This window comes from Microbacterium sp. MPR-TSA4 (assembly GCF_058792815.1).
On the sequence record NZ_JBXAFF010000018.1, the window covers coordinates 31,341 to 54,304 of the forward strand.

Annotated in this window: 18 protein-coding genes; 14 read left to right on the plus strand and 4 right to left on the minus strand. The window is 72.6% G+C overall.

Going from position 1 to position 22,964, the window contains the following annotated elements:
• Positions 1-224: 224 nt before the first annotated feature.
• Genes AC1Q49_RS09345 through AC1Q49_RS09365 form a run of 5 tightly spaced genes read left to right on the plus strand, consistent with a single transcriptional unit; the run spans position 225 to position 5,969 of the window.
• Positions 225-1,238 carry an ABC transporter substrate-binding protein gene (locus AC1Q49_RS09345; protein ID WP_101306765.1) on the plus strand — a complete coding sequence of 338 codons (1,014 nt, stop codon included), beginning with the start codon at positions 225-227 and terminating at the stop codon, positions 1,236-1,238.
• The gene (locus AC1Q49_RS09350; RefSeq protein ID WP_205283377.1) at positions 1,238-2,011 is read left to right on the plus strand and encodes an ABC transporter permease; all 774 of its coding nucleotides are present in this window, start codon (positions 1,238-1,240) and stop codon (positions 2,009-2,011) included. The genes AC1Q49_RS09345 and AC1Q49_RS09350 overlap by 1 nt, the downstream gene beginning before the upstream one ends.
• Complete coding sequence (locus tag AC1Q49_RS09355) at positions 2,011-2,850, plus strand: ABC transporter permease (RefSeq protein ID WP_101306767.1); 840 nt, start codon at positions 2,011-2,013, stop codon at positions 2,848-2,850. The genes AC1Q49_RS09350 and AC1Q49_RS09355 overlap by 1 nt, the downstream gene beginning before the upstream one ends.
• The gene (locus tag AC1Q49_RS09360) at positions 2,847-3,653 is read left to right on the plus strand and encodes an ABC transporter ATP-binding protein (protein WP_492491789.1); all 807 of its coding nucleotides are present in this window, start codon (positions 2,847-2,849) and stop codon (positions 3,651-3,653) included. The genes AC1Q49_RS09355 and AC1Q49_RS09360 overlap by 4 nt, the downstream gene beginning before the upstream one ends.
• Complete coding sequence (locus AC1Q49_RS09365) at positions 3,654-5,969, plus strand: arylsulfatase (RefSeq protein ID WP_492491791.1); 2,316 nt, start codon at positions 3,654-3,656, stop codon at positions 5,967-5,969.
• A gap of 26 nt (positions 5,970-5,995) precedes the next feature.
• On the opposite strand, the gene AC1Q49_RS09370 is transcribed toward AC1Q49_RS09365, so the two are convergent.
• Positions 5,996-7,483, minus strand: coding sequence for an APC family permease (locus AC1Q49_RS09370; protein WP_492491793.1), 1,488 nt, complete (start codon positions 7,481-7,483; stop codon positions 5,996-5,998).
• A gap of 333 nt (positions 7,484-7,816) precedes the next feature.
• Here AC1Q49_RS09370 and AC1Q49_RS09375 point away from each other — a divergent pair, with 333 nt between their 5' ends.
• The 5 genes from AC1Q49_RS09375 (at position 7,817) to AC1Q49_RS09395 (ending at position 13,175) form a co-directional block, all read left to right on the plus strand.
• Positions 7,817-8,815 (plus strand): sugar ABC transporter substrate-binding protein, encoded by a 999-nt coding sequence (locus tag AC1Q49_RS09375; protein ID WP_191008980.1) that lies wholly within the window; start codon positions 7,817-7,819, stop codon positions 8,813-8,815.
• A gap of 82 nt (positions 8,816-8,897) precedes the next feature.
• Positions 8,898-10,358 carry an ATP-binding cassette domain-containing protein gene (locus tag AC1Q49_RS09380; protein ID WP_492491795.1) on the plus strand — a complete coding sequence of 487 codons (1,461 nt, stop codon included), beginning with the start codon at positions 8,898-8,900 and terminating at the stop codon, positions 10,356-10,358.
• A 5-nt stretch (positions 10,359-10,363) separates the two neighbouring features.
• Positions 10,364-11,569, plus strand: a complete 1,206-nt coding sequence (locus tag AC1Q49_RS09385; RefSeq protein ID WP_492491797.1) for an ABC transporter permease — start codon at positions 10,364-10,366, stop codon at positions 11,567-11,569.
• The gene (locus AC1Q49_RS09390) at positions 11,484-12,050 is read left to right on the plus strand and encodes a TetR/AcrR family transcriptional regulator (RefSeq protein WP_267956810.1); all 567 of its coding nucleotides are present in this window, start codon (positions 11,484-11,486) and stop codon (positions 12,048-12,050) included. Before AC1Q49_RS09385 ends, AC1Q49_RS09390 begins: the two co-directional genes overlap by 86 nt.
• A 177-nt stretch (positions 12,051-12,227) precedes the next feature.
• Entirely contained in the window at positions 12,228-13,175 is a 948-nt protein-coding gene (locus AC1Q49_RS09395) for an AraC-like ligand-binding domain-containing protein (protein WP_060960427.1), read from the plus strand.
• 19 nt (positions 13,176-13,194) lie between these two features.
• On the opposite strand, the gene AC1Q49_RS09400 is transcribed toward AC1Q49_RS09395, so the two are convergent.
• Positions 13,195-14,004, minus strand: a complete 810-nt coding sequence (locus tag AC1Q49_RS09400) for an SDR family NAD(P)-dependent oxidoreductase (protein ID WP_061782035.1) — start codon at positions 14,002-14,004, stop codon at positions 13,195-13,197.
• A gap of 38 nt (positions 14,005-14,042) precedes the next feature.
• Positions 14,043-14,765 carry an SDR family NAD(P)-dependent oxidoreductase gene (locus tag AC1Q49_RS09405; RefSeq protein WP_492491800.1) on the minus strand — a complete coding sequence of 241 codons (723 nt, stop codon included), beginning with the start codon at positions 14,763-14,765 and terminating at the stop codon, positions 14,043-14,045.
• Positions 14,766-14,975: 210 nt separating this feature from the next.
• Here AC1Q49_RS09405 and AC1Q49_RS09410 point away from each other — a divergent pair, with 210 nt between their 5' ends.
• Both AC1Q49_RS09410 and AC1Q49_RS09415 read left to right on the plus strand, forming a co-directional pair.
• A complete protein-coding gene (locus AC1Q49_RS09410) occupies positions 14,976-15,815 on the plus strand; it encodes a molybdenum cofactor biosynthesis F family protein (protein ID WP_492491802.1) in 840 nt (279 codons plus the stop codon).
• Position 15,816: 1 nt separating this feature from the next.
• Positions 15,817-17,460, plus strand: coding sequence for an amidohydrolase (locus tag AC1Q49_RS09415; RefSeq protein ID WP_191008986.1), 1,644 nt, complete (start codon positions 15,817-15,819; stop codon positions 17,458-17,460).
• Positions 17,461-17,532: 72 nt separating this feature from the next.
• Here the strand turns inward: AC1Q49_RS09415 and AC1Q49_RS09420 are convergent, their stop codons facing one another.
• The gene (locus AC1Q49_RS09420; protein ID WP_082734230.1) at positions 17,533-18,975 is read right to left on the minus strand and encodes an aldehyde dehydrogenase family protein; all 1,443 of its coding nucleotides are present in this window, start codon (positions 18,973-18,975) and stop codon (positions 17,533-17,535) included.
• Between the two features lie 263 nt (positions 18,976-19,238).
• Between AC1Q49_RS09420 and AC1Q49_RS09425 the strand changes: the two genes are divergently transcribed.
• The gene (locus tag AC1Q49_RS09425; protein WP_492491804.1) at positions 19,239-20,903 is read left to right on the plus strand and encodes a thiamine pyrophosphate-binding protein; all 1,665 of its coding nucleotides are present in this window, start codon (positions 19,239-19,241) and stop codon (positions 20,901-20,903) included.
• 244 nt (positions 20,904-21,147) lie between these two features.
• Positions 21,148-22,911, plus strand: coding sequence for a Na+/H+ antiporter (locus AC1Q49_RS09430; protein ID WP_492491806.1), 1,764 nt, complete (start codon positions 21,148-21,150; stop codon positions 22,909-22,911).
• Positions 22,912-22,964 lie beyond the last annotated feature (53 nt).

Consider the following 22,964-nt stretch of genomic DNA (forward strand, 5'->3'; position numbering starts at 1 on the left):
CCTCCGTTCTCCCCGCATCCTACGGCGCCCGCTTTTTCGTCTCCAATTGGTTACAAACCGTTACCCGAACGTAATACCACCCCGACAGAATCGGGACTAGCTTTTAGTCACCACATGGTGACGAAAGCAAGGAAGCCTCGTCCCCACCGCTGTCCGCCGTCACGACGCATCCTCGCGATGCCGACGCCCGACCCGCACCATCCGCACCCTCGAAGGAGATCCCCATGACCTTGCTCTCCCGCCGCGGCCGCACGCTCCTCGCCGCCACCACCGCCGCCGCGCTCGCGATCGCCCTGAGCGCCTGCGGCTCCTCCCCCGCCGACACCGGCGCGACCTCCGGAGGGGGCGCGTCCACCACGCTGAAGGTCGCCACGATCGGCCTGCTCGCCGACGGGGCCCTCCACCTCGGGGTCGAGAAGGGCTTCTTCGCCGAGGAGGGTCTGGAGATCGAGACCTCGGTCGTCGCGAATCCGCCGGCCGGTCTCGCCGCCGCGCAGGGCGGCCAGGTCGACCTCGCCTACGCCCCGAGCATCCCGGTGCTCAACGCCCTCAGCCAGGGCGTTCCGCTCAAGATCGTCGCCGCCGCGGACGGTTACCGCGACGGCGCCGCCGACGAAGCGGACGCCGCCAGCCTCGACGACAGCGGGCTCTACGCGAGCGCGCAGAGCGGCATCACGAGCCTCGACCAGCTGGCCGGCAAGACCATCGCCGTCCCGGCCCGCAAGGCGCAGCTGGAGGTCACGATCTCGGCGGCCCTCGAGGATGCGGGGGTCGATCCCGCGTCGATCAACTGGGTCGTGCTCGACTTCACCTCGGCCGCGGCGGCGCTCGCGGCGGGCAGTGTGGATGCCGCGGGACTCGTGACGCCGTTCACCGACCAGGCCGCGGCCGCGGGGGCGCACCTGGTGGCCTCCCCCGGCATCCAGTTCTTCCGCGAGGGCGCCGTCGGGCTGTGGACGGCGGGCGCGTCCACCGTGTCGGGCAAGGCCGACGCGATCGCGGCCTTCCAGCGCGCGATCGCCAAGGCGAACGCCTACGCGAACGAGCACCCCGAAGAAGCGGTCCAGGCCGGCATCGACGCCGTGAAGTCGTCCGTGTCCGTCGCCGACGCGACCGTGCCGTACTGGCCCACCGAGGTGCGCGAGGCCGACATCCAGCGCGTCGACGACACGCTCGTCACCCTCGGCTTCCTTCCCGCGCCGGTCTCGCTGTCGGGCGTCATCGTCCCCGCACCGTGATGAGCACCCTCGCCAAGCAGGCCGCCGTCGGCGCGGCGGGCGTGATCACCGCCCTCGGCGCGTGGCAGTACGCCGCCGTCGGGCCGCTCGCCGGGTCGCCGCTGCCGCCCGCCACGGACGCGATCGCCGCGGCCGTGGGGCTGCTGGGGACGGCCGATCTCTGGTCGGCCGTCGCCAGCACCCTGGCGATGGCCCTCGGGGGGCTGGCCCTGGCCGCGGTCGTCGGCATCGCCGTCGGCATCGGCATCGGCACCTCGCCGCTCGCGCTGCACGCCACCCGCGTGCCGCTCGAGTTCCTCAAGCCGATCCCGCCGATCGTGATCCTGCCGGTCGTGGTGCTGGTGCTCGGCCCCACGGCGAGCATGGGGATCTTCCTCGTCTTCTTCGGCTGCGTCTTCGCGATCGCGATGCAGACCTCGGCGGGTGTGTTCGACACCGATCCCGTCGCCCTGGCGACGTCGCGCTCCTACGGCATGGGTCGCGGCGAGATCCTCCTGCGGGTCGTGCTGCCCAGCTCCCTGCCCTACGTGGGCACCGCGATGCGGGTCGCCGCGCCGACCGCGCTGATCGTCGCGGTGGTCGCCGGCCTCCTCGGCGGCGGTCCGGGGCTCGGCCAGAGCCTGCTGCTCGCGCAGCTCTCCGGCAGCCGGACGGCGCTGTTCGCCTATGTGCTGATCCTCGGTGCACTGGGCCTCGTCGTCGCCGGGGTCAGCCAGTGGGCCGAACGCCGGCTCCTGCACTGGCACCCGCAATACCGCGAGGGGGCGCGCTGATGGCGGCCTCGGTGCCCACCGGGCACATCAGCACGGCGCGCCTGCGACGCACCCGGGCCCGCCGCGTGCCGCGCGGCGTCCTGGTCGCGGTCGAAGCCGCCGTCCCGATCCTGCTCGTCGCGGCGTGGTGGGTGGCCTCGGCATCCTCCACGAACGCGTTCTTCCCGCCGCTGCAGACCATCCTCCGCCGCCTCGTGGAGATGTCCGCCGCGCCCCGGTTCTGGCTGGACGTCGGATCCTCCCTCGGCAACCTGTTCCTGTCGTTCGCGCTGGCCTCGGTGCTCGGCATCGTGCTCGGCACGGTGTTCGGGCTCGTCCGCCCGGTCTCCTGGTTCGTCGATCCGGTCCTGCACTTCTTCCGCGCGATCCCGCCCGTGGCGCTCGTGCCGATCTTCGTGTCACTGATCGGCTTCGGTAACGAGACCCGCATCGTGTCCATCACCCTGGCCGCCCTGTTCCCCACGCTGATCGCCACGATCGACGGCGTGCGCGCGGTGGACCCGGTGCTGAAGATGGTCGTGCGCGCCTACCGGATGCCGCTGCCCACGCGCGTCGCGCTGGTCACCCTGCCGGCGGCGAGCCCCCGCATCCTCTCCGGGATGCAGGTCAGCCTCGTCACCGCCTTCATCGTCATGATCGCCAGCGAGATGCTCGGCTCGTCGAGCGGGCTCGGCGCCGCGACGCTGCTGGCCCAGCAGTCGTTCGCCATCGCCGACATGTGGGCCGGGATCCTCCTGCTCGGCGTCATCGGATACGCCACCTCCGCGCTCTTCGGCCTCCTGCGCAGGGGCGTCCTGCGCTGGTACATCGCCGCTCAGCAGATGGGAAGAGAACTGTGAACACCCTCAACGCCGGCTCCCCCCGCCGCGCCGACACCGCGCGTCTGTCCGTCCGGAGCCTCTCGAAGTCGTACCCGACCAAGCGGGGCGAGGTCCTCGTCATCGACGATCTGAGCTTCGACGTCGGCGCGGGCGAGATCGCCTGCATCGTCGGCCCCTCGGGAGTCGGCAAGACGACGCTGCTGACGTGTCTGGCCGGCCTGCAGCATCCGAGCTCGGGCGCCGCCTTCGTCGACGGCGCCGAGATCGACGGCCCTCCGCGCGAGATGGCGCTCGTGTTCCAGGAGTACACCCGCTCGCTCATGCCCTGGCTGACGGTGACGCGCAACATCGCCATGCCGCTCGCGCACCTGGGCCTGTCGCGGGCCGAACGGGCCGCGCGCATCGCCGCGGCCGTGCGCGCGGTGGGCCTGTCGGGCGCCGAGGACAAGTACCCGTGGCAGCTCTCGGGCGGCATGCAGCAGCGCGTCGCCATCGCCCGCGCGGTCGCCTACCGTCCGGAGGTGCTCGTGATGGACGAGCCCTTCGCCTCGGTCGACGCCCAGACCCGGTTCGAGCTGGAGGATCTGTGCCTGCGGATCCGCGACGAGTTCGGGATGACGATCGTCGTCGTGACCCACGACATCGACGAGGCCGTCTACCTCTCCGACCGCGTCATCGTCCTGGGCAGCAAGCCCGCCACGGTCTCCCGGATCCTCGAGGTGCACTTCCCCGAACCGCGGGACCAGATCTCCACCCGCGCCCAGCCGGCGTTCGCCGAGCTGCGCGGAGAGATCCTCGCGCTCATCCGCGGGGCGCGCTGAATGACCGCGCACGCCCGCGGGTACGAACGCTTCCGCGGCCGGGCCGCGGAGTTCACGTCGCAGTCGACCCCGTCGTGGAACGCTCCGGCGTCGGCGCGCGCCGGAGCGCCGAACGTGATCGTCATGCTCATCGACGACCTCGGCTTCAGCGATCTGGGACCGTTCGGCAGCGAGATCGACACCCCGCACATCGACCGACTGGCGCGGGACGGCTGGGTGTTCACGAACTACCACACCGCCCCCATGTGCTCACCGTCGCGCGCCGCGCTGCTGACGGGGCTCAGCCCGCACCGCGCCGGCTTCGGCTACGTCGCCCACATCGATCCGGGCTATCCGGGGTTCGCGGGCGAGCTGCCGGCGGATGCCGCGACGCTCGCCGAGTCCCTCCGGGCGGGCGGCTACGCGACGTTCATGGTCGGCAAGTGGCACCTGACGGTGGAGTCGCGTCTGCACGACGGCGCGGACAAGTCGTCGTGGCCGCTCCAGCGCGGCTTCGACCGATACTTCGGCAGCATGGACGGCTTCACGTCGCTGCACCACCCGCATCGCCTGGTGGCGGACAACTCGCCCGTCGACGTCCCCGCCTTCCCGGAGGGCTACTTCCTCACCGACGACCTCACCGACCGCGCCCTCGGGATGATCGACGATCTGCGCGCCAACGACGCGACCAAGCCGTTCTTCCTCTACTTCGCCCACACGTCGGTGCACGGGCCGATCCAGGCCAAGGCGGTCGACATCCAGAAGTACCGCGGCCGCTACGAGGCCGGCTGGCAGCGCGTGCGCGAGGAGCGGTTCGCCCGCCAGCGCGCCGAGGGGATCGTCGGCGCCGACGCCGCACTGCCCGGCGACGACCTGCCGGATGCCGCGGGCATCCCCGCGTGGGAGGAGCTGACGGCCGAGGACAGGGCGCTGTTCGCGCGCCACATGGAGGTGTACGCGGCGGCGGTCGACGAGATCGATCAGAGCGTCGGACGGCTCGTGGCACGGCTGGAGGAGCTCGGCGAGCGCGAGGACACGATCATCATCGTCACGAGCGACAACGGCGGCACCGCGGAGGGCGGCCCGCACGGCACCCGCAGCTACTTCGCCCAGTTCGGCGCCGACCTCGCCCTGCCGCCCGACTGGGTGCGCGACGTGCCGCGAGATCCCGATCTGATCGGCGGCCCCCGTCTGTTCAGCCAGTACCCCGCGGGTTGGGCCCGGGTCTCGAACACGCCGTTTCGGGCGTTCAAGTCGTCGACGTACGAAGGTGGGGTCCACGCCCCGCTGATCCTGTCGTGGCCCCATGCCCCCGAGGGGGCGACCACCGGCATCCGTCGGCAGTTCGTGTTCGTGTCGGACCTGGCGCCCACCGTCCTGCAGCTGACCGGCACGCCCGCACTCGCGCACCGCCAGGGCGCGCCGACGGTCGAGATCGACGGATCGTCGTTCGCGGCGACGCTGTACGACGCCGATGCCGCCGGTCGGCAGCGCCAGTACTTCGAGTGCGTCGGTCGCCGCGCGCTGTACGACACCGGGCTCAAAGCGGTCGCGCCGACCGCACCGACGCGCGCCGAGGGCGCCGCGGGCGGCGTCTGGGAGCTGTACGACCTCGACCGCGATCCCACGGAGACGCGCGACATCGCCGGCGACCACCCGCACGTCGTCCGTCGCCTGGCGCAGCGCTGGCGCGACGAGGCCTGGCGCAACACCGTGTTCCCCCTCGACGACGACGGCACGCTCTACAGCGTGCGCCCCGCGTCGGAGGGCGCACTGTCCGAGCCCGTCGTCGTGCCCGCGTTCCGTCCGCCGCTGGAACGCTACCGGTCGGCGCGGCTGACGGTGCTGCGCTCGTTCCACGTCGAGATCGACGTCACCGTGACCGCCGCCTCGCGCGGCGTGCTCCTCGCGCACGGCGATCAGGGCGGCGGGTACACGATCTTCGTCGACGACGAGGGCCTGCACCTCGCCTACAACGCCTACGGCGCGATGCACCGGTGCCCGTCCGCGCCGCTGCGACCGGGACGCCGCCGCATCCGTCTGGACGTGACCGAACTGCCCGGACTGCGCTGCCGCCTCGCCGTGACCGTCGACGCGGAGCCGGCCGGGAGCATCGCCGAGGTGCCGCTGCTGTTCGGAATGGCGCCGTTCACGGGGATCAGCGTCGGCTACGACTACGGCAGCCCCGTCGACTGGGAGCGCTACGAGCGCTCCGGGCCCGGCCGCTGGGAGGGCGGCGGCCTGAGCGGCGCCCGCTACGTCCCGGGCCCGCGCTCGGCGCACGACACGACCGTGCTGCGCGCGATCGAGGCGGCGGTGGCCGTCATCGGGGATTGACGACGATGACGGCCACCGCCCGGCACTCAGAGCTCCGCGAGCTCCTCGAAGTTCTCGAGGTCCGCCGACAGCCCGGCGTACACCTCGGGCTTCTTCGCCTTGAGGTACGCGGCGTAGGCGACGCCGCCGACGAGCGCCAGCACGAGCAGCCACGGCATGAGCTGGACGTACAGGGCGTCCGAGCCGGCGACGAGGGTGAAGTTCAGCAGCGCCATGATGCTGAAGGTGAACAGGGCGACGAAACCCAGGCCCGGCGCGATGAAGGTGCTCCACAGCCGCGGGTCGCGCTTGCGGCGGAAGTGGACGACGACCGCCAGCGCGGCGATGGCCTGCACGATCATGACCGCGAGGGTGCCGAAGCCGAGTCCGACCGGCACGACGGTGAGCACCGGCGGCAGCGGGTTGCCGTCCGCGTCGGGCTGGACGACGACCGCGAAGACGGCGGCCACGAGGATCGCGAAGACGAGGTTCACCAGCAGCGCGCGCTGGGGCGCCCCGTTGCGGTTGGTCTGCGCGAGCCAGGCGGGCAGCACCCGCGCCCGCCCCAGGGCGTAGAGGTAGCGCGCCGCCGAGTTGTGGAACGCGAGCTGCGCGGCGAAGAGGCTCACCACCAGCAGGACGAGCGTGATCGCGCCGACGACCGGACCCAGGTAGCGGTCGATGAGGACGAGGGTCATGTCGCCGGCGGCGAGGTGGTCGAGGGCGTCCGCCTGCGCCTGGGGGACGCCCACGGCGCTGACGATCGCCCAGCCGACGATCGCGTGCAGGACGCCGATGATCACGATCGCGGCGTAGGTGGCCCGCGGGATCGTCGTGCGCGGCTCGCGCGCCTCCTCACCGAACAGCGCCGTCGCCTCGAAGCCGATGAACGCCGTCGCGACGAGCAGCAGGCCGATCCAGATCGAGCCGCCGACGAGGATCTCGGGGCTGAAGGCCTGGGTGAAGGCGTCCAGGCTGAAACCGGTGTTGACCAGCACCGATACCGCGAAGGCGAGCAGGATCAGGGTCTCCAGGACGAGCGCGACCCCCAGCACGGCCGCGCTGACGTGGATGCCGGCGCGCGCCAGGAGGAAGACCACGACGAACAGCACGACGGCGCACAGGAACCAGTTCAGCTCGATGCCGAACAGCGCCGGCAGCACCACCGCTCCCGTGAAGAAGCCGATCGTGCCGAGGGCCCCCGCGACGAAGAAGTTGTAGCCGAGGGTCGCGATCATCCCCGTCACGAGCCCCGCCGTGCGGCCGAGACCCTTCACGGCGATGGCGTAGAAGCCGCCGGCGTTGACGAGGTCGCGGGTCATCTGGGCGTAGCCCACGGCGAACAGCAGCAGCGCGACCGCGACGATCAGGACGGCGACGGGGATGCCGCCGCCGTTGCCGAAGCCGATCGCGAGCGGCATCACGACGATCGCGACGGTGAGCGGGGCGACGGCGGCGAGCACGAGGAAGACGATCGCGGGCACGCCCAGCTGATTCGCCTTCAGCGTGCCGGTGCCGGTGTCGGATGCGGACATGCGGACTCCTGTCGAACGGGTGGACGTGGCCGCCGCGTCTCGGGGAACGCGGCCCGCCACGGGTTGCGAGCGAGTATGACGGACCCGCGCCCGCGCCGGGTTGCCGGGCGATGCGGGTGAGTTGACGACGCGCGCACGCCGTACGGCATCCGGCCGGCGCTCTTGCCTGGACGGGCACGTGCGTTGACTTCGGGCGCCCGATGCGGCGCCCCTCGTTGAGCCCGCCCCGTCGGCGGGCGAAAGTGGCCGCACGTTCCCGACGTCGCACGCCCGACCGGGCGGAACGGGCAGACCGATGCCCGATGCGACGCGACCTCCGAGAGGACAGCACTCATGATGAACACCGCGCTGATGAAGGGGCTCGGCCGCACCGCCGCCCTCCTCGCGGCCACCGGCCTCGCCGTGACGATGGCCGGCTGCTCCGCCTCGTCCGACGCCGCGGGAGGCTCCACCGCCGGCGCTTCCCAGGGCGCCATCGCGTGGAGCTTCGCCTCGCAGGACGTGGCGATCTGGGCCTCGCAGCTGGAGCTGATGAAGCCGATGATCGAGGACGCCGGCTACGAGTTCCTGACCGACAACCCGTCCTTCGACGTGCAGACCCAGGTCGGCGACTGGCAGTCGTGGATCACGCGCGGTGACGTCAAGGCGATCGGCGGGTTCCCCGTGGACCCCGCGTCGATGGTGTCCGTCACGAGCGATGCGACGGCCGCCGGCATCCCCGTGGTCAGCTATGCGGTGACCTGGGACGGGGTGACGGCGACGACCGAGATCTCCAACTACGACGCGGGCTTCGCCGTCGGCAAGGCCGCGGGCGAGTGGATCGCGACGGAGTACGGCTCGACGACCGTGTCGGTGGCCCTCCTCGCCGACACGCAGACGGGCCTCGGGATCGATCAGCTCAAGGGTCTCACCGAGGGCGTGCAGTCCACGAAGGCTTCCGTGAAGCTGTACCCCCTCGAGGCCACCACGCGCGACGTCGGCTACAGCGTCGCCCAGAGCCAGCTCACCGCCGACCCCGACACGAAGGTCTGGCTGGGCATCGGCGCCGACATGGTGCTCGGCGCCCGTCAGGCCCTGCTCGACTCCGGCGTCTCGGCGACGGATGCCGGGTACTACGTGTCGGCGACCGACGCGAACAAGGAGGTGCTCGGGCTCATCGAGAGCGGCACCGACATCTGGCGCACGTCGTTCGCGTGGAAGGCGCAGGACCTCGCCAAGGCGAACGTCGACCTGCTGCTCGCCGCCGCGAAGGGCGAGAAGCCGCAGAACATCGAGGTCGGCGTGACGCAGGTGACGGCCGACAACGTGGCCGACTTCGCCGCGAACGGCTGAGCGCGGGGCGCCGGGACGGGGATCCGCTCCGTCCCGGCGTCCTCTTCCCCCTCCCCCGTCGTATCCCCCTCCGAGGAGACCCATGTCCCGCATCGCCTTCCGCGGCGTCACCGTCGACTTCGGCGCCACCCGCGCCCTCGACGACATCACGGTCGCGATGGATGCCGGGGAGATCGTGGGCCTGCTCGGCCACAACGGCGCCGGCAAGTCGACCGTCATCAACGTCGCGGCCGGCGTCGTGAAGCCGACGGCCGGCCACTACGAGCTGGACGACGAGGTGGTGGCCGCCCCCACGCCCGCCGCCGTCGCGGCCCGCGGCGTCACCGTGGTCAGCCAGGAGCCCGCGCTCGTGGGCACCCTCTCGGTGCTCGACAACCTCTTCCTCGGGCAGAGCCACGTCCACCGCGGGGACCGGCGCGAGCTCGCCCGTGCGGCGCTCGGCCGCGTCGGCCTGGCCGACCTCGACACGGCGACGCTCGTCGGCGTGCTGCCCGTGGGTCAACGCCAGCTCGTCGACCTCGCCCGCGGCCTGGTGCGCGGCGACATGAAGGTGCTGTTCCTCGACGAGCCCACGGCCGCGCTCGGAGCCGCCGAGACCGCGACGCTGCACGCGCTCATCCGTCGGTTCGCGGCGGAGGGGACCACCGTCGTGTACGTCTCGCATCGCCTGCCCGACATCCTCGACGTGTGCACCCGGGTCGTGGTGTTCAATGCCGGGCGGCTCGTGCGCGACGAGCCCGCGGCGACCCTCGGCATCCGCGATCTGGCCGTCGCGCTCGCCCCCGACTTCCACGACCTGGAGGAGTACACGCCCGCCGCGCGCGGGGCGGAGGTGCTGCGGGTCGCCGGGGCCATGGAGCTGTCGTTCCACGAGGGCGAGATCGTCGGGCTGTTCGGCATGGCCGCGGGCGGGCAGTTCGCCGTCCTCGAGAGCGTCTTCGGCTGGCGGCACGACGCGGTGGCGGGAGAGCTGTCGTACACGCTCGACGGCCGGCGGTTCGCGCCCCGGCATCCGGCGGCGGCCATCGCCGCGGGCGTGTTCATGTCCCCCGCCGACCGCGAGTCGGACGGCCTGGTGAAGAACCTCACGGCGCGCGAGAACACCCTGCTGCCGTGGCTGCGCGGCCTGTCGCGCTTCGGCTGGATCGGCGCGCGCACCGGTGAGGCACCGTACCGGGCGGCACGCGAGTCGCTGAAGATGATCGGACCCGGCGGCGGCGCACCGATCGGCGCGTTCTCCGGCGGCAACAAGCAGAAGCACCTGCTCGCGCGGTGGATGTTCCCCCGGACGCCGCGCGTGCTCCTGCTCAACCAACCCACCCAGGGCGTCGACATCGGCGCGAAGAACGACATCGTGCGCGCGCTGCGCGCACTCGCGGCGAGCGGCGTGACCGTCGTGGTCGCGTCATCCGAGTCCGACGAGATCGCCCGCATGTGCGACCGCGCCTACACCATCTATTCCGACCGCGCCGCGGAGATCGCCCACGGCCCACACATGGAGGAGGAGCTGCTGCGCTCGTTGCTCGAGCTCGCCGCAGCGTGACGACTATGCCCCGCATCACCGCCGAGAGAATCCGTCTCCTGCTCGTGCAGAACGGGGTGCTCATCGCCCTCGTCCTGCTGATCGCGCTGTTCGCGATCCTCAATCCGCGCTTCATCTCCGTCGGCAACCTGCAGACCATCGTGCTCCAGATCGCCGAACTGGGCCTGATCGCCCTGCCGGTGGCCTTCCTCATCATGCAGGCGAACGTCGACCTCTCGGTCGGCTCCGTGGCGACCCTGTCGGCCGTCGTGGGCGGGCTGACGATGGTGGGCACCGGCAGCCCGGTGGCCGGCATCGTCGTCGGGGTGGCGGTCGGCGCGTGCGCCGGACTCGTCAACGGCACCCTGGTCTCGGTGCTCGGGCTGAACTCCTTCGTCGTGACCCTCGGGTTCATGAGCGCGTGGAGCGGGCTCGCACTGTTCCTCACCAACGGCAAGACGGTGAGCGGCCTGCCGTCCTCGTTCACGTCCCTCGGCTCGTTCGCCCCGTTCGGGGTGCGGATCCAGATCATCCTGCTGGTCGCCGCGATCGTGGTGGCCTGGTGGGTGCTCAACCACACGACACGCGGCCGCGAGATCCTGGCCGTCGGCGGCAACCTGCGCGCGTCGCAGCTGATGGGTCTGAGGATCAACCGCATCCGCGTCAGCACCTACGTCGTGACGGGTGCCGTCGCCGGGTTCGTCGGGCTGCTGCTCGCCGCGAAGCTCGGCGCCGTCAGCCCGATCGTCGGACAGGGGATGGAGCTGGACGCACTGACGGTGGTCCTGCTCGGCGGCGTCGCGTTCGAGGGAGGATCCGGACGCATCCGCAGTGTCCTCTACGGCCTCGCCTTCGTCGGCGTGCTCAAGAACGGGCTCGTCATCCTCGGCATCTCCCCGTACATCCAGACGATCCTCGTCGGCCTGACGCTCGTGATCGCGGTCGGCCTCGACCGGGGGATCCAGCAGGCGGTCGCGCGCTCGATCGCCCCCCCCCCCCCCCCCCCCCCCCCCCCCCCCCCCCCCGCCGCCAGCGCCGCTACCAGCAGGAGCTCAGCCAGACGAGCGCCTAGAGTGGGCACAACGCCGCCCGCCACCGCCCAGATCCGAAGGGGAGACCGTGCCTCGACTCGTCGACCACGAGGCGATGCGCACCGAGATCATCCGCGCGACCTGGCGCCTCATCGCCGAGCGCGGGATCGCCGCCATGACGATGCGCGAGCTCGCGCGTGAGCTCGGGTTCGCCAACGGCAGCATCACGCACTACTTCCCCAACAAGTCGGCGATCCTCACGGCGGCGTTCGAGCTCGTGTACGAGGCCACCAACACGCGCTACCTCGCCGCGATCGCCCAGACCCACGCGACCGGCGTCGCGGCGCTGCGGCAGTTTCTCGTGCAGACCCTGCCGGTCGACGAGGAGCGACTGCTCGAGGCGCGGATCGTCATCCCCTTCCTCGAGCACGCCGCCGCCGACGACGAGATGGCGGAGCTGTTCCGGGCGATGATGACGCAGTGGCGCGCGCACTTCGACGCGCTCCTCGCCGAGGCCGCGGCGTCCGGCGAGCTGCGGCCGGGACTCGATCCCCGCGCCGCCGGCGATGCCCTGCTGGCCCTGCTCACCGGCGTCCAGGGCACCGGGATCCTCCTGCCCGACTCGCGCGAGCCCGCGCGCATGGAGGCCATGCTCGACACGGCCCTGCAGATGCTCCGCTGACGCCCCGTCCGGCACGACGGGGGCGCGGCGGCGACACGGCGGCGCGCGTCACACCGATTTTTCACGGCGCATTGTCACAGCACGGTAACAATCCCGACATTATGGTCCTCCAAGCGTCGGATAAAAAGGATCATGGCAATCACCCGACAGCACCACCGCAACGAGGCGAGGTCATCCATGTCAGCGAGCCCGGCGGCGCCCAGCGCCACACTCCATCGTTTCGACAGCATCGATCGGTTCCGCACCGCCGTGAACGACTCCTTCGTGCCGCTGCGGGTCGAATCGGCCCGCCCCGGCCTGCGCGCCTACATCCGCGGCTGCGCGTCCGACGGCATCCACCTCACCGAGGTGGGCGCCACCGCCCACCGCGTCGAGCGCACCGACGATCTCATCGCCCGCTCGCCGCGCGCCGCCTTCAAGGTGAGCCTCATGCTCTCGGGCACCGGCATCCTCGTGCAGGACGGCCGGCACGCCGTGCTCCGCGAGGGCGACTTCGCCATCTATGACACCAGCCGCCCCTACACGCTGAGCTTCGACGACGACTTCCGCAATCTCGTCCTCATGTTCGGGCACGACGCCGTGAGCCTGCCGCCCGAGGTCATGCGTCAGATCACCGCGACCCGCATCGCGGGAGACGGCGGCATCGGCTCGGTCGTCGCTCCGTTCCTCGCCCGCCTCGGCGGCCGCATGAGCGAGTTCGCCGGGGCGACGGGCGTGCGTCTGGCCCGCTGCGGCGTCGACCTGATCACGACGGCCGTCGTGCGCGAGCTCGGTCTGGACACCACGGCATCCGACCCGCACCGCGCCCTCCTGAACCGCATCCACCTCTACATCGACGAGAACCTCGACTCCCCCGAGCTGTCTCCGGGGACCATCGCCGCGGCGCACTACATCTCCGTGCGACACCTGCACACGCTGTTCCAGGAGTCGGGCACGACGGTGTCCGCCGTCGTGCGACAGCGCCGCCTCGAACGCTGCCGGCGCGACCTGCTCGACCCGATGCTCGCGGAGCGGCCCGTCGCGGCCGTCGGCGCGCGGTGGGGGTTCCCCGACGCGGCCCACTTCAGCCGCGCGTTCAAAGCGGCCTTCGACGTCTCCCCGAACGCCTACCGCCGCGCCAACTGAGCCCGCCGCCCCGGGGCCGTCACATGCCCGCGTGATCGAACGCGATCGTCGGCACATCCACGATGTGGGCGCCGCCGTCGGCGACGAGCACGGCGCCCGTGAGGAACGACGACTCGGCCGAACCGAGGAACCGCACGACCGCGGCGATCTCCGCGGGCTCCGCCGCCCGCCCCAGCGGGACGTCGCGCGTCACGACGCCGTACGCCTCCTCCCGCGAGGCGAGACCGGCGTGTGCGGCGAACTCGTCCATCTCGGCATCCGCCATCGGCGTGCGCACCCACCCGGGGCACACCGCGTTGACCCGCACACCGCGGCGCCCGTAGTCGCGCGCCATCGACCGCGTGAGACCGATCAGCGCGTGCTTGCCGACCGTGTAGCCCGCCACCGACGGGCCCGCGAACAGCCCCGCGATCGAGGAGACCACCACGATCTGCCCGCGACTGTCGAGGAGCGCGGGAAGGGCGGCGCGCGCCATGACGAACGCCGTGTCGAGGTTCGCCCGCAGCGCGTCGTGCCACGCGACGTCTCCGGTGTCGAGGACCGTGGAGAAGCCGTGGCCCCCGGCGTTGGCCACGAGCACGTCGATCCGCCCGAACCGGGCCAGGGTCTCGGCGACCGCCGCTGCCGCCGCGTCCGCGTCGGCGGCGTCCGCGACGACCGCGACGGCTCCCGTGGCGGCGGCGACCGCGGCGAGCGGCTCGGGGCGACGGCCGACGACCACGACGTGCGCGCCGTCGTCGGCGTAGCGGCGTGCGATCGCGGCGCCGATGCCGGTGCCGCCGCCGGTGATGACGACCACCGGGGTGGGGGGCTGCTCGTGCTCGGTCATGACGGTGTCCTTTCGGGCGGGCCGGACGCGCCGGCGACTCAGGCGGGGAAGGCCGATCGGGCGCTGAACCCGAAGTCGGAGACGATGCCGGTGCCGGCGATGGCCCGCGCCGCCGGCGAGAGGAGGTAGACGATCGTCCCCGCGAGCTCGTCGGCGCTCTGCACGGGATACGCGACATCGGAGAAACCGGTCGCGAGGTCGAGATCGCCCCGACTCATCGGGGTGTCCACGATCGACGGGCAGACGGCGGCGACGCGGATGCCGTCCGGCTGCAGTTCCACCGCGGCGGCGCGCGCGAGCTGCAGCGCGGCCGCTTTCGAGGCGCCGTAGGGGACCATGCCGCCCGTGGCGACGAAGGCCGAGTCGCTCGCGACGATCACGACCGCCGCCTGCGCGGAGGCTGCGAGCCACGGCAGGGCGCTGCGCAGCGTGAGGAAGGTGCCCGTGACGTTGACCGCCATGACCGCGTCCCAGTCGGCGAGGGAGGTGCGCCCCAGCGGCGTGCCGACGGGGCCGGAGATGCCCGCGGCGCACACGAGCAGATCGATGCCGCCGAGCCGCGCCGCGGCGGTGTCGACGGCCTCCGCGACCGCAGCCTCGTCGCGGATGTCGGCGACGACCGACAGGCGACCGGGCACGGCGACGCGATCGATCACGGCGACTACCGCGCCCTCGGCCTCGAGGGTGCGGACCACGGCCGCACCGATCCCACCGGCCCCGCCGGAGACGACGGCGCGAAGCCCTCCGATGTGCAGATCCACGACGCCCTCCCCCGGCGATCCGTTGCCGCCACTGGCATCCTGCCGGAGCGCGCGGCGGGCGAGCGGGGCTCTGCACGCAGGACACACCGCCGCGCACTCGCCGTCAACCATCCCGCCCGCGCACGCCGCACAATCGCAGAGACGGCGCGCGACGCCCCGTCGGGCCGGGCCGACCCCTGCCCGCCGCGACCACCGAGAGGACCTCGCCCGATGAGCGAAACGATCAACCTGTCCGACACGTCGACCTGGCTCCCCCTGGACGGCCTCGCCCCCGGGTTCGACGCGGGCAAGGCCGAGCCCACCTCCGACCTCGCGGGCCGCACCTTCACGATCGTGGACGAGCGCGGCACCCGCATCCGCCACACCTTCGGCGAGGGCACCGTGTCGTGGGACTTCCGGCCCGGGGACGGCGACGAGACGGCGCCGTCGGCGCAGACCGACGCGTGCGAGGTGATCCGCGTCGACGAGGACCTCTACTACGCGCAGTTCCACCACACCCACCTCCCCGAGGAGGCGGTCTCGCTCTTCCTCGACCTCCGCTCGGGTCGGGCCCTGTCGGTCATCTCCCTGCTGGGGACGGCGGCGACCGGCACGACGGCCGTGCGCCACCTGTTCGCCCCGGGCTCGATCGTCGAGGTGGACACCGTCGGCGACGCCCCCGCCCCGACCAGCGAGCTGATCGGCCGCCGCGTCCTCTGGGTGTACTCCAGCGTGCACGCGTACGAGCACGTCTACCTGTCGCCGCACTGGTACACCTGGCAGTGCCTCGCCGGCCCCGAGCAGGGCCTCGCCGACACCGACGAGAACACCGTGTGGCGGCTGCGTCCCGGCATCTACGTCTTCACGTGGCGCGAGAAGGTCATCCCCTGCGGGTCGGTCACCGTCGCCGACCACCGCGATGCGAAGGCGCTGCGCGCCCACGGCGTGCTCTTCGGCACCGACGAGTCGGGCGCGGGACAGACCCACTTCACCTTCGGTGCCCACGGACGCCTGCTGTCCAACACCGTCCACCCCGCCGAGTACGACCCTTCGCGTCCGCTGGAGCGCTGAGGTGAGCGCCGAACTCATCCTGACCGGAGCGACCGTCCGCACCGCCGACGCCGAGCGCCCCCGCGCCGAGGCCGTGGCCGTCGCGGGCGGCCGCATCCTGGCGGTCGGATCGGCCGCCGAGATCGAGGCCCATCGCGGTCCCGACACGCTCGTGCGGGACCTCGCGGGGGCGGCGCTCTACCCCGGATTCATCGACGTGCACAACCACCACGCGATCGCCGGCATCACCGACCTGTTCGAGCTGTCGTTCGGCTCCGCGCTCGGCCTCGACGAGATCCTGGCACTCGTCCGCGAGCGCGCCCGCACCCTGCCCGCCGGGGCGTGGATCACGGGCGGCTCGTGGGCCAGCACGCTCATGGACGAGCTGTCGTCGTCGGCCACGCGCGCGCGTCTCGACGAGGCGTCGGACGGGCATCCCGTCATGCTCTCCGACGACAGCCGGCACAACCGCTGGGCCAACACCCGCGCCCTGGAGCTGGCGGGCATCGACGCCGGGCACCTGCCCGACGGCGGCGTGACGGTGCTCGACCCCGGCGACGGGCATCCCACCGGGGTGCTCCTGGAGGCGGCGGGCATCCCCGTCGCGCAGGCCCACGCGCGCGACGGGGCGCTCACCGCGGCGCAGCACCGGAGCGCGTCGCGCCGTGGGATCGAGCTGCTCGCGAGCTACGGCATCACGGCCTTCCAGGACGCGGCCGTCTCGCTGGAGATCCTCGAGGCGCTGCGCTCCCTGGACGAGGCGGGCGAGCTGGATGCCTGGGTGGTGTCGAGCCTGACGATCAACGACGACATCTTCGGGTTCGATCCCGTGGGACGGGCGCTGATCGACGCCGGCGAGCGCTTCCGCACGCGGCACCATCGCCCCGACTTCGTGAAGATCTTCCTCGACGGCGTGCCGCCCGCGCGCACCGCCTGCTTCCTCCATCCGTACCTGCCCGACACCGAGCACGGCGACGGCTTCACCGGCACCACGACGATGACCGGCGACGAGCTGTACGGATGGCTGCGACTGGTCGCCGACCGCGGCCTCGGCGCGAAGGTCCACTGCACCGGCGACGGCTCGGCGCGGCTGTTCCTCGACACCGTCGCGCGGCTGCGGGCCGAGGGTTTCACCGACACCCGATTCCAGATCGCGCACGGCCAGTACCTCGCCGACGACGACATCGGCCGGATGGCGTCGCTGCGGGTCGTCGCCGACATCTCCCCGTTCATCTGGTTCCCCGGGGTCATCCCGCAGGCGCTCGCGGCGGTGCTCGGCGAGGATCGCGCCGCGCAGCTGCAGCCCAACCGCGCCCTGCTGGATGCCGGGGCGCTGGTCGCCGGCGGCTCCGATTGGCCCGTCAGCGAGTCGCCGAACCCGCTCGAGGGCATGCAGGGCCTCGTCACCCGCGCCGACCCGCTGCGCCGCGCGCCCGGCGTCCTCTGGCCGGAGCAGGCGATCACCCCCGACGAGGCGCTCGAGGCCTTCACGATCAGCGCCGCGCGGGCGATGGGGATCGACCACGAGACCGGCAGCCTCACGCCCGGCAAGTCGGCGGACTTCGTCATCCTCGACCGCGACGCCGTCGGCGGCGACCCCGACGCCATGATCGACGCCCGGGTCGTGGAGACCTGGTTCGCCGGTCGGCGCGTCTTCGCGGCCTGAGCGACGTCGGCTCCCGGGGCGCGCACGAAGAAGGGGCGGATGCCGCGGCATCCGCCCCTTCCTCGTGCGCGGTCAGGAGGTGCGGCCGGGGGTGCTCACGACCTGCGGCACGGCGACCGACTTCAGGCCCTCGACGCCGAACTCGAGGCCGTAGCCGGAGGCCTTCACGCCGCCGAACGGGACCATCGGGTGCAGCCCGCCGTGCGAGTTGACCCAGACGGTGCCCGACTGCATGCGCGTCGCGTAGGAGGCGGCCTCGGCCGGGTCGCTCGACCACACCGACGCGCCCAGTCCCACCTCGGCCGCGTTGGCGCGCGCGAAGGCGTCGTCGATGTCGCTGTAGCGGATGACGGGGAGCACGGGACCGAACTGCTCCTCGTCGACGAGCGCGATGCCGTCGGTCACATCGGCGACGATCGTCGGGCGGTAGAACAGCTCGCCGAGCTCGGGGGCCGCCTCGCCGCCGGTGACGACCCGGCCGCCGTGGGCGCGGGCGTCGTCGACGAGCTGGGCGACCAGGTCGAATTGGGCCTTGTTCTGCACCGGGCCGAGGACGTTGCGCTCGTCGAGGCCGGGGCCCATGGGTGTGCGCGCCGCGATCTCGGCGAGCGCGTCGACGACCTCGTCGTAGACGGAGTCGTGCACGTACAGCCGCTTCATCGCGGCGCACGTCTGCCCCGTGTTGATGAACGCGCCCCAGAAGAGGTCGTCGGCGATCGCGCTGACGTCGGTGTCCGGCAGCACGATGCCGGCGTCGTTGCCGCCGAGCTCGAGCGTCAGGCGCGCGAAGTTGCCCGCCGAGCTCTCGATGATCTGGCGCCCGACCTCCGTCGAGCCGGTGAACATCACCTTCGCGACGTCGGGGTGGGCGGCCAGGCGCCCGCCCACCGCGCCGGGGCCCGACACGGCGATGAGCACGTCGGCGGGGAGCACCTCGTTCATCACCGAGACCAGCGCGAGCACGCTGAGCGGCGTGTTGCTGCTGGGCTTGATCACGACCGTGTTGCCCATCCGCAGCGACGGGCCGATCTGCCAGATCGAGATCATCATCGGCCAGTTCCAGGGGCTGATCGCACCGACGACGCCGGCCGCCTTGTAGACCAGCTCGGCGTGCAGGTTCGCGTCGTCGACGAGCACCTGGGGCTCCAGGACGGTGGCCGCGTTCGTGCGCAGCCAGGCGGAGCACGCCCCCACCTCGAACCGCGCGTTCGGACCGTTGAGCGGCTTGCCCTGCTCGCGCGAGAGGAGCCGCGCGAGCGCTTCCGCGTTGGCGTCGATCGCGTCGGCGGCGGCGTTCAGCAGGGCGGAGCGCTCCGCGTGGCCGAGGGCGTCCCACGCGGGCTGGGCGGCCTTGGCCCGTGCGACCGCCGCGTCGAGCTCCTCCTCCGACTGGACGGGGGCGCGCCCGATGACCTCACGGGTGGCGGCGTCGAGGATCTCGCGCCCCTCCCCTTCGGGGGCCTGGACGCGCGCGAGCAGCGCGGCCTCGTCGAGCATGGTCGGTGAGTCGGACATCGATGTCTCCTTCGTGGATCCGAGCGCGGCGGTGCGGCGCGATGACTCTCATTGTCGGCGGCGGCGCCGCGCGCGGATTGTCGCCGGGTGCGCGGGGGTTGCCCGTGCGAGAGGGGATCGGCGACGCGGTCCCGGGCCGTACTCCCCGGCATCCCCGCCCCTATAATCGACACGTCCGGACGCGACGCGGCATCCGGTGCTCGAAAAAGGGGCACGCGAGACACATACGGCATCCATTCACCGTCCCGTCTCCCGGAGGACCCATGCCCACCGTGTCCGCGCACGTCGCCCAGACCCTCGCCGCCCACATCGACCACGTCTTCGGGGTGATGGGAAACGGCAACGCCCACGTCCTCGACGCGCTGGAGCGCTCCACCGACGTGCACTACACGGCGGTCCGCCACGAGGCGGGCGGCGTCGTCGCCGCCGACGCCTATCACCGCGCGAGCGGGCGGCTCGCCGCCGCGACCGCCACCTACGGCGCCGGCTTCACCAACACGCTCACGGCTCTCGCGGAGTCCGTGCAGGCGCACGTGCCGCTCGTGCTCGTCGTCGGCGACGAGCCCACCTCGGGGCCGCGGCCCTGGGGCGTCGACCAGATCGCGCTCGCGTCGGCCGTCGGCGCACGCACGTACACGGTGGGTCGAACGGATGCCGCGGCCACCACCGTCATCGCGATCGAGCACGCCTTGACCTATCGGGTGCCGACCGTGCTCGCGATCCCCTACGACGTCGCGAAGCTCGACGCGGGACCGGTGCCCGCGGCGCCCCAGCCGGTGCTCCCCGCCCCTCTCGCGCCTTCGCCGTTCGCCCGCGCCGCCATCGCCGACCTGGGCCGGGCCCTGGCCGCCGCCGAGCGTCCCGTCCTCCTCGCCGGTCGCGGCGCATGGATCGCGGGTGCGGGCGCGGCCCTGGGCCGCCTCGCGGACGCGACCGGCGCCGTCACGGCGACCACGGCCCTCGGGCGAGGCATCTTCCCGCGCGGCGAGTTCGACCTGGGCGTCACGGGCGGGTTCGGCGCCGAAGGAGCGATGGAGCTCCTCTCCACCGCGGACGTCGCCGTCGTCTTCGGCGCGGGACTCAACCAGTTCACGATGCGCTTCGGCGCGCTGTTCGCGCCCGGCACGCGCGTCGTCCAGGTCGACATCGCCCCCGCGGCGACGCATCCGCACGTCGGCGGGTACATCCGCGCCGACGCGCGGCTGGTCGCCGAGGCGCTGTGCGCGGAGCTCGACGCCCTCGGCCGGACGCCGAGCGGCTGGCGCGAGAGCATCGATCTCGCGGCCCTGCGGGGGCGCGAGGACGGCGACCGCCTCGCTCCCGACGGACGCCTCGACCCGCGCGCCGTCGCCGCGCGCATCGGCGAGCTGCTGGAGAGCGCGCCGTCGACGCGCGACCGGGTCGTCGTCACCGACGGCGGCCACTTCCTCGGGTGGCCCAACATGTACTGGCCCGTGGCATCCCCCGACCGGATGATGATGGTCGGCACGGCGTACCAGTCGATCGGGCTCGGCTTCCCCTCGGTGCCGGGCGCCGCGATGGCGAAGCCGGATGCCACCGTCGTGCTGTGCACGGGAGACGGCGGCGGGCTGATGGCGCTCGCCGACCTCGAATCCGCCGTGCGCGTCGCCGCGGGCCGCGGGCTGGCCGTCGTGTGGAACGACGCCGCCTACGGCGCCGAGGTCAACCTCTACGGCCTGCAGGGGCTGGCGCGCGGACCGATGCTCATCCCCGAGGTGGACTTCGCCGGCCTCGCCGCCGCGGTCGGAGCCCGCGGCGTCGTCGTGCGCACGCTCGACGATCTGGACATGCTCGGGGAATGGGCCGCGGCCCCGGCATCCGACCGGCCGTTCCTGCTGCTCGACTGCCGCATCTCCGGCGCGGTCATCGCCCCCTACCAGCAGGAGATCATCCGCGTGAACTCCTGACCCCGCCCCTGGGCTCCCATCCGTCGGCGCGTGCCGTACTCCGTCTGCGCACGCACCAGCCGCGGACCGACCGCGGAATCCCGCGGCCGGTCCGAGCCGAGCCCGGCATCGAGACTGAATACGGAAGCGGCGGGGCGAGGACGCGGGCGGGAATGCCGGGGCCTGTCGGAACGCTGTGTCTGTGGCGCACACTGGGGTTCGACGGGAAAGCCGTCGGCGAACGCGCGCGCGGAAACGGGGTGCCATGGAAGGCCTGGAAGTCACGGTCCTGCTGGGGCTCGCGGTGCTGGCGGGGACGATCCTCGCGCCGCGGCTGCGCGTGGCGACACCGCTGGTCCTGCTCGTCATCGGGCTGCTGCTCGGCTTCGTCCCGGCGCTGCGGCAGATCGAGCTGCCGCCCGAGACCGTCCTGCTGCTGTTCCTTCCGGTCATGCTGTTCTGGGAGAGCCTGACGACATCGCTGCGCGGCGTGCGCCGGTCGCTGCGGTACATCATCCCGATGAGCACGCTGCTGGTGGTCGCCTCGGCGTTCGCCGTCGCCTGGGTCGCGACGATGTTCGGCCTGCCCTGGCCCGCCGCGATGATCCTCGGCGCGGCGGTGGCCCCGCCCGACGCGACCGCCGTCGCGGCCCTCGGACGCCTGCTGCCGCAGCGCACGTTCATGAAGCTCAAGGCCGAGAGCCTGACCAACGACGGCACGGCCCTCGTGCTCTACGCGATCGCGATCTCGGTCGCCCTCGGCGACACCGTCACCGGCTGGTCGATCACCGCGACGGTGCTGATGTCGTATCTGGGCGGCGCGGCGGCGGGCATCGCGGTGGCGGCGCTCGCCTACGTGTCGCTGCGGCGGATGCGCAACGCCCTGTCGATCAACGTCACCCTGCTGCTGGTCCCGTTCACGGCCTTCCTGCTCGCCGAGCTCGTCAACGCCTCGGGGGTGCTCGCCGTCGTCTTCGCGGGCCTCATCATCGCCTGGGCCTCCCCGCGCATCACGACGGCGGCCTCGCGCCGCACGGCGACGGCGGCGTGGCCGTTCGGGGTGTACCTGCTCAACGGGGCGCTCTTCGTGCTGATCGGGCTCGAGGTGCAGCTCGTCCTCCACGAGATCTCCCCCGGCGAGCTGTGGGGGCTCGTCCTGCTCACGATCGCCGCGTGGGCGGCGCTGCTGGTGGTCCGGTACGTCTTCCAGCTGCTGGTCTCCCCGTTCTCGCGACCGCGCACGCGCGGCCTGTCCGCCCGGACCGGCCCGGGCTCGCTCAACCGCGCCCGCATCGTCAGCACCGTCGCGGGCTTCCGCGGCGCCGTCTCGCTCGCGATCGCGCTGTCCGTCCCCCTCACGACGTCGGCCGGCGACCCCCTCACCGGGCGGGATGCCGTCGTGTTCGTGACCGCCGGGGTGATCGTGCTGAGCCTGCTCGTGCAGGGTCCGCTGCTGCCCGCGGTCGTGCGGTGGGCGCAGCTGCCGAGCGACGAGTGGGCGGCCGACGAGCTGGAGCTCGCTCAGCGCACGATCACGGGCGCCGCCATCGCGGCCCTCGACGACATCGCCGCCGAGCACGGCATCAGCGACGAGGTCCGCGAACGCGCGCGCCGCGACGGCTACGACATGCTCGAGCTGGCCAACGCCCGTGCCTTCGCCCGGGCGCAGGCCGCCTCGGATGCCGATCAGATCGCCCAGCTCGAGGGTATGGTCGCCGCCCCGTCGGCTCCCGACACGGGCGCGCAGGCCGTCGTGGATGCCGCGGCATCCCCCGCCGAGGCGGCCTCGGAGAGCGTGACGGCCCTGACGATGCTGGCCGCGTCGACGGGGATCGATCTCACGCAGCGCTCGCCGCTGACCCGGTTCGAGGAGATGACCCGGCTCAAGCTCGCACTGCTCGACCGCAAGCGGGAGGTGCTGCTGCGCCTGCGTCGCGAGGGCACGGTGGACGACCTGCTCGCCCGGCGGCTCGAGGCCCACCTCGATGCGGAGGAGCTGCGCGTGAGCGGTTTCGACGACCTCGACTGACGGACCGGGAGAGCGCCCCGGCCGTTGAGCGGCGCAGCGAGTCGAGACGCCCC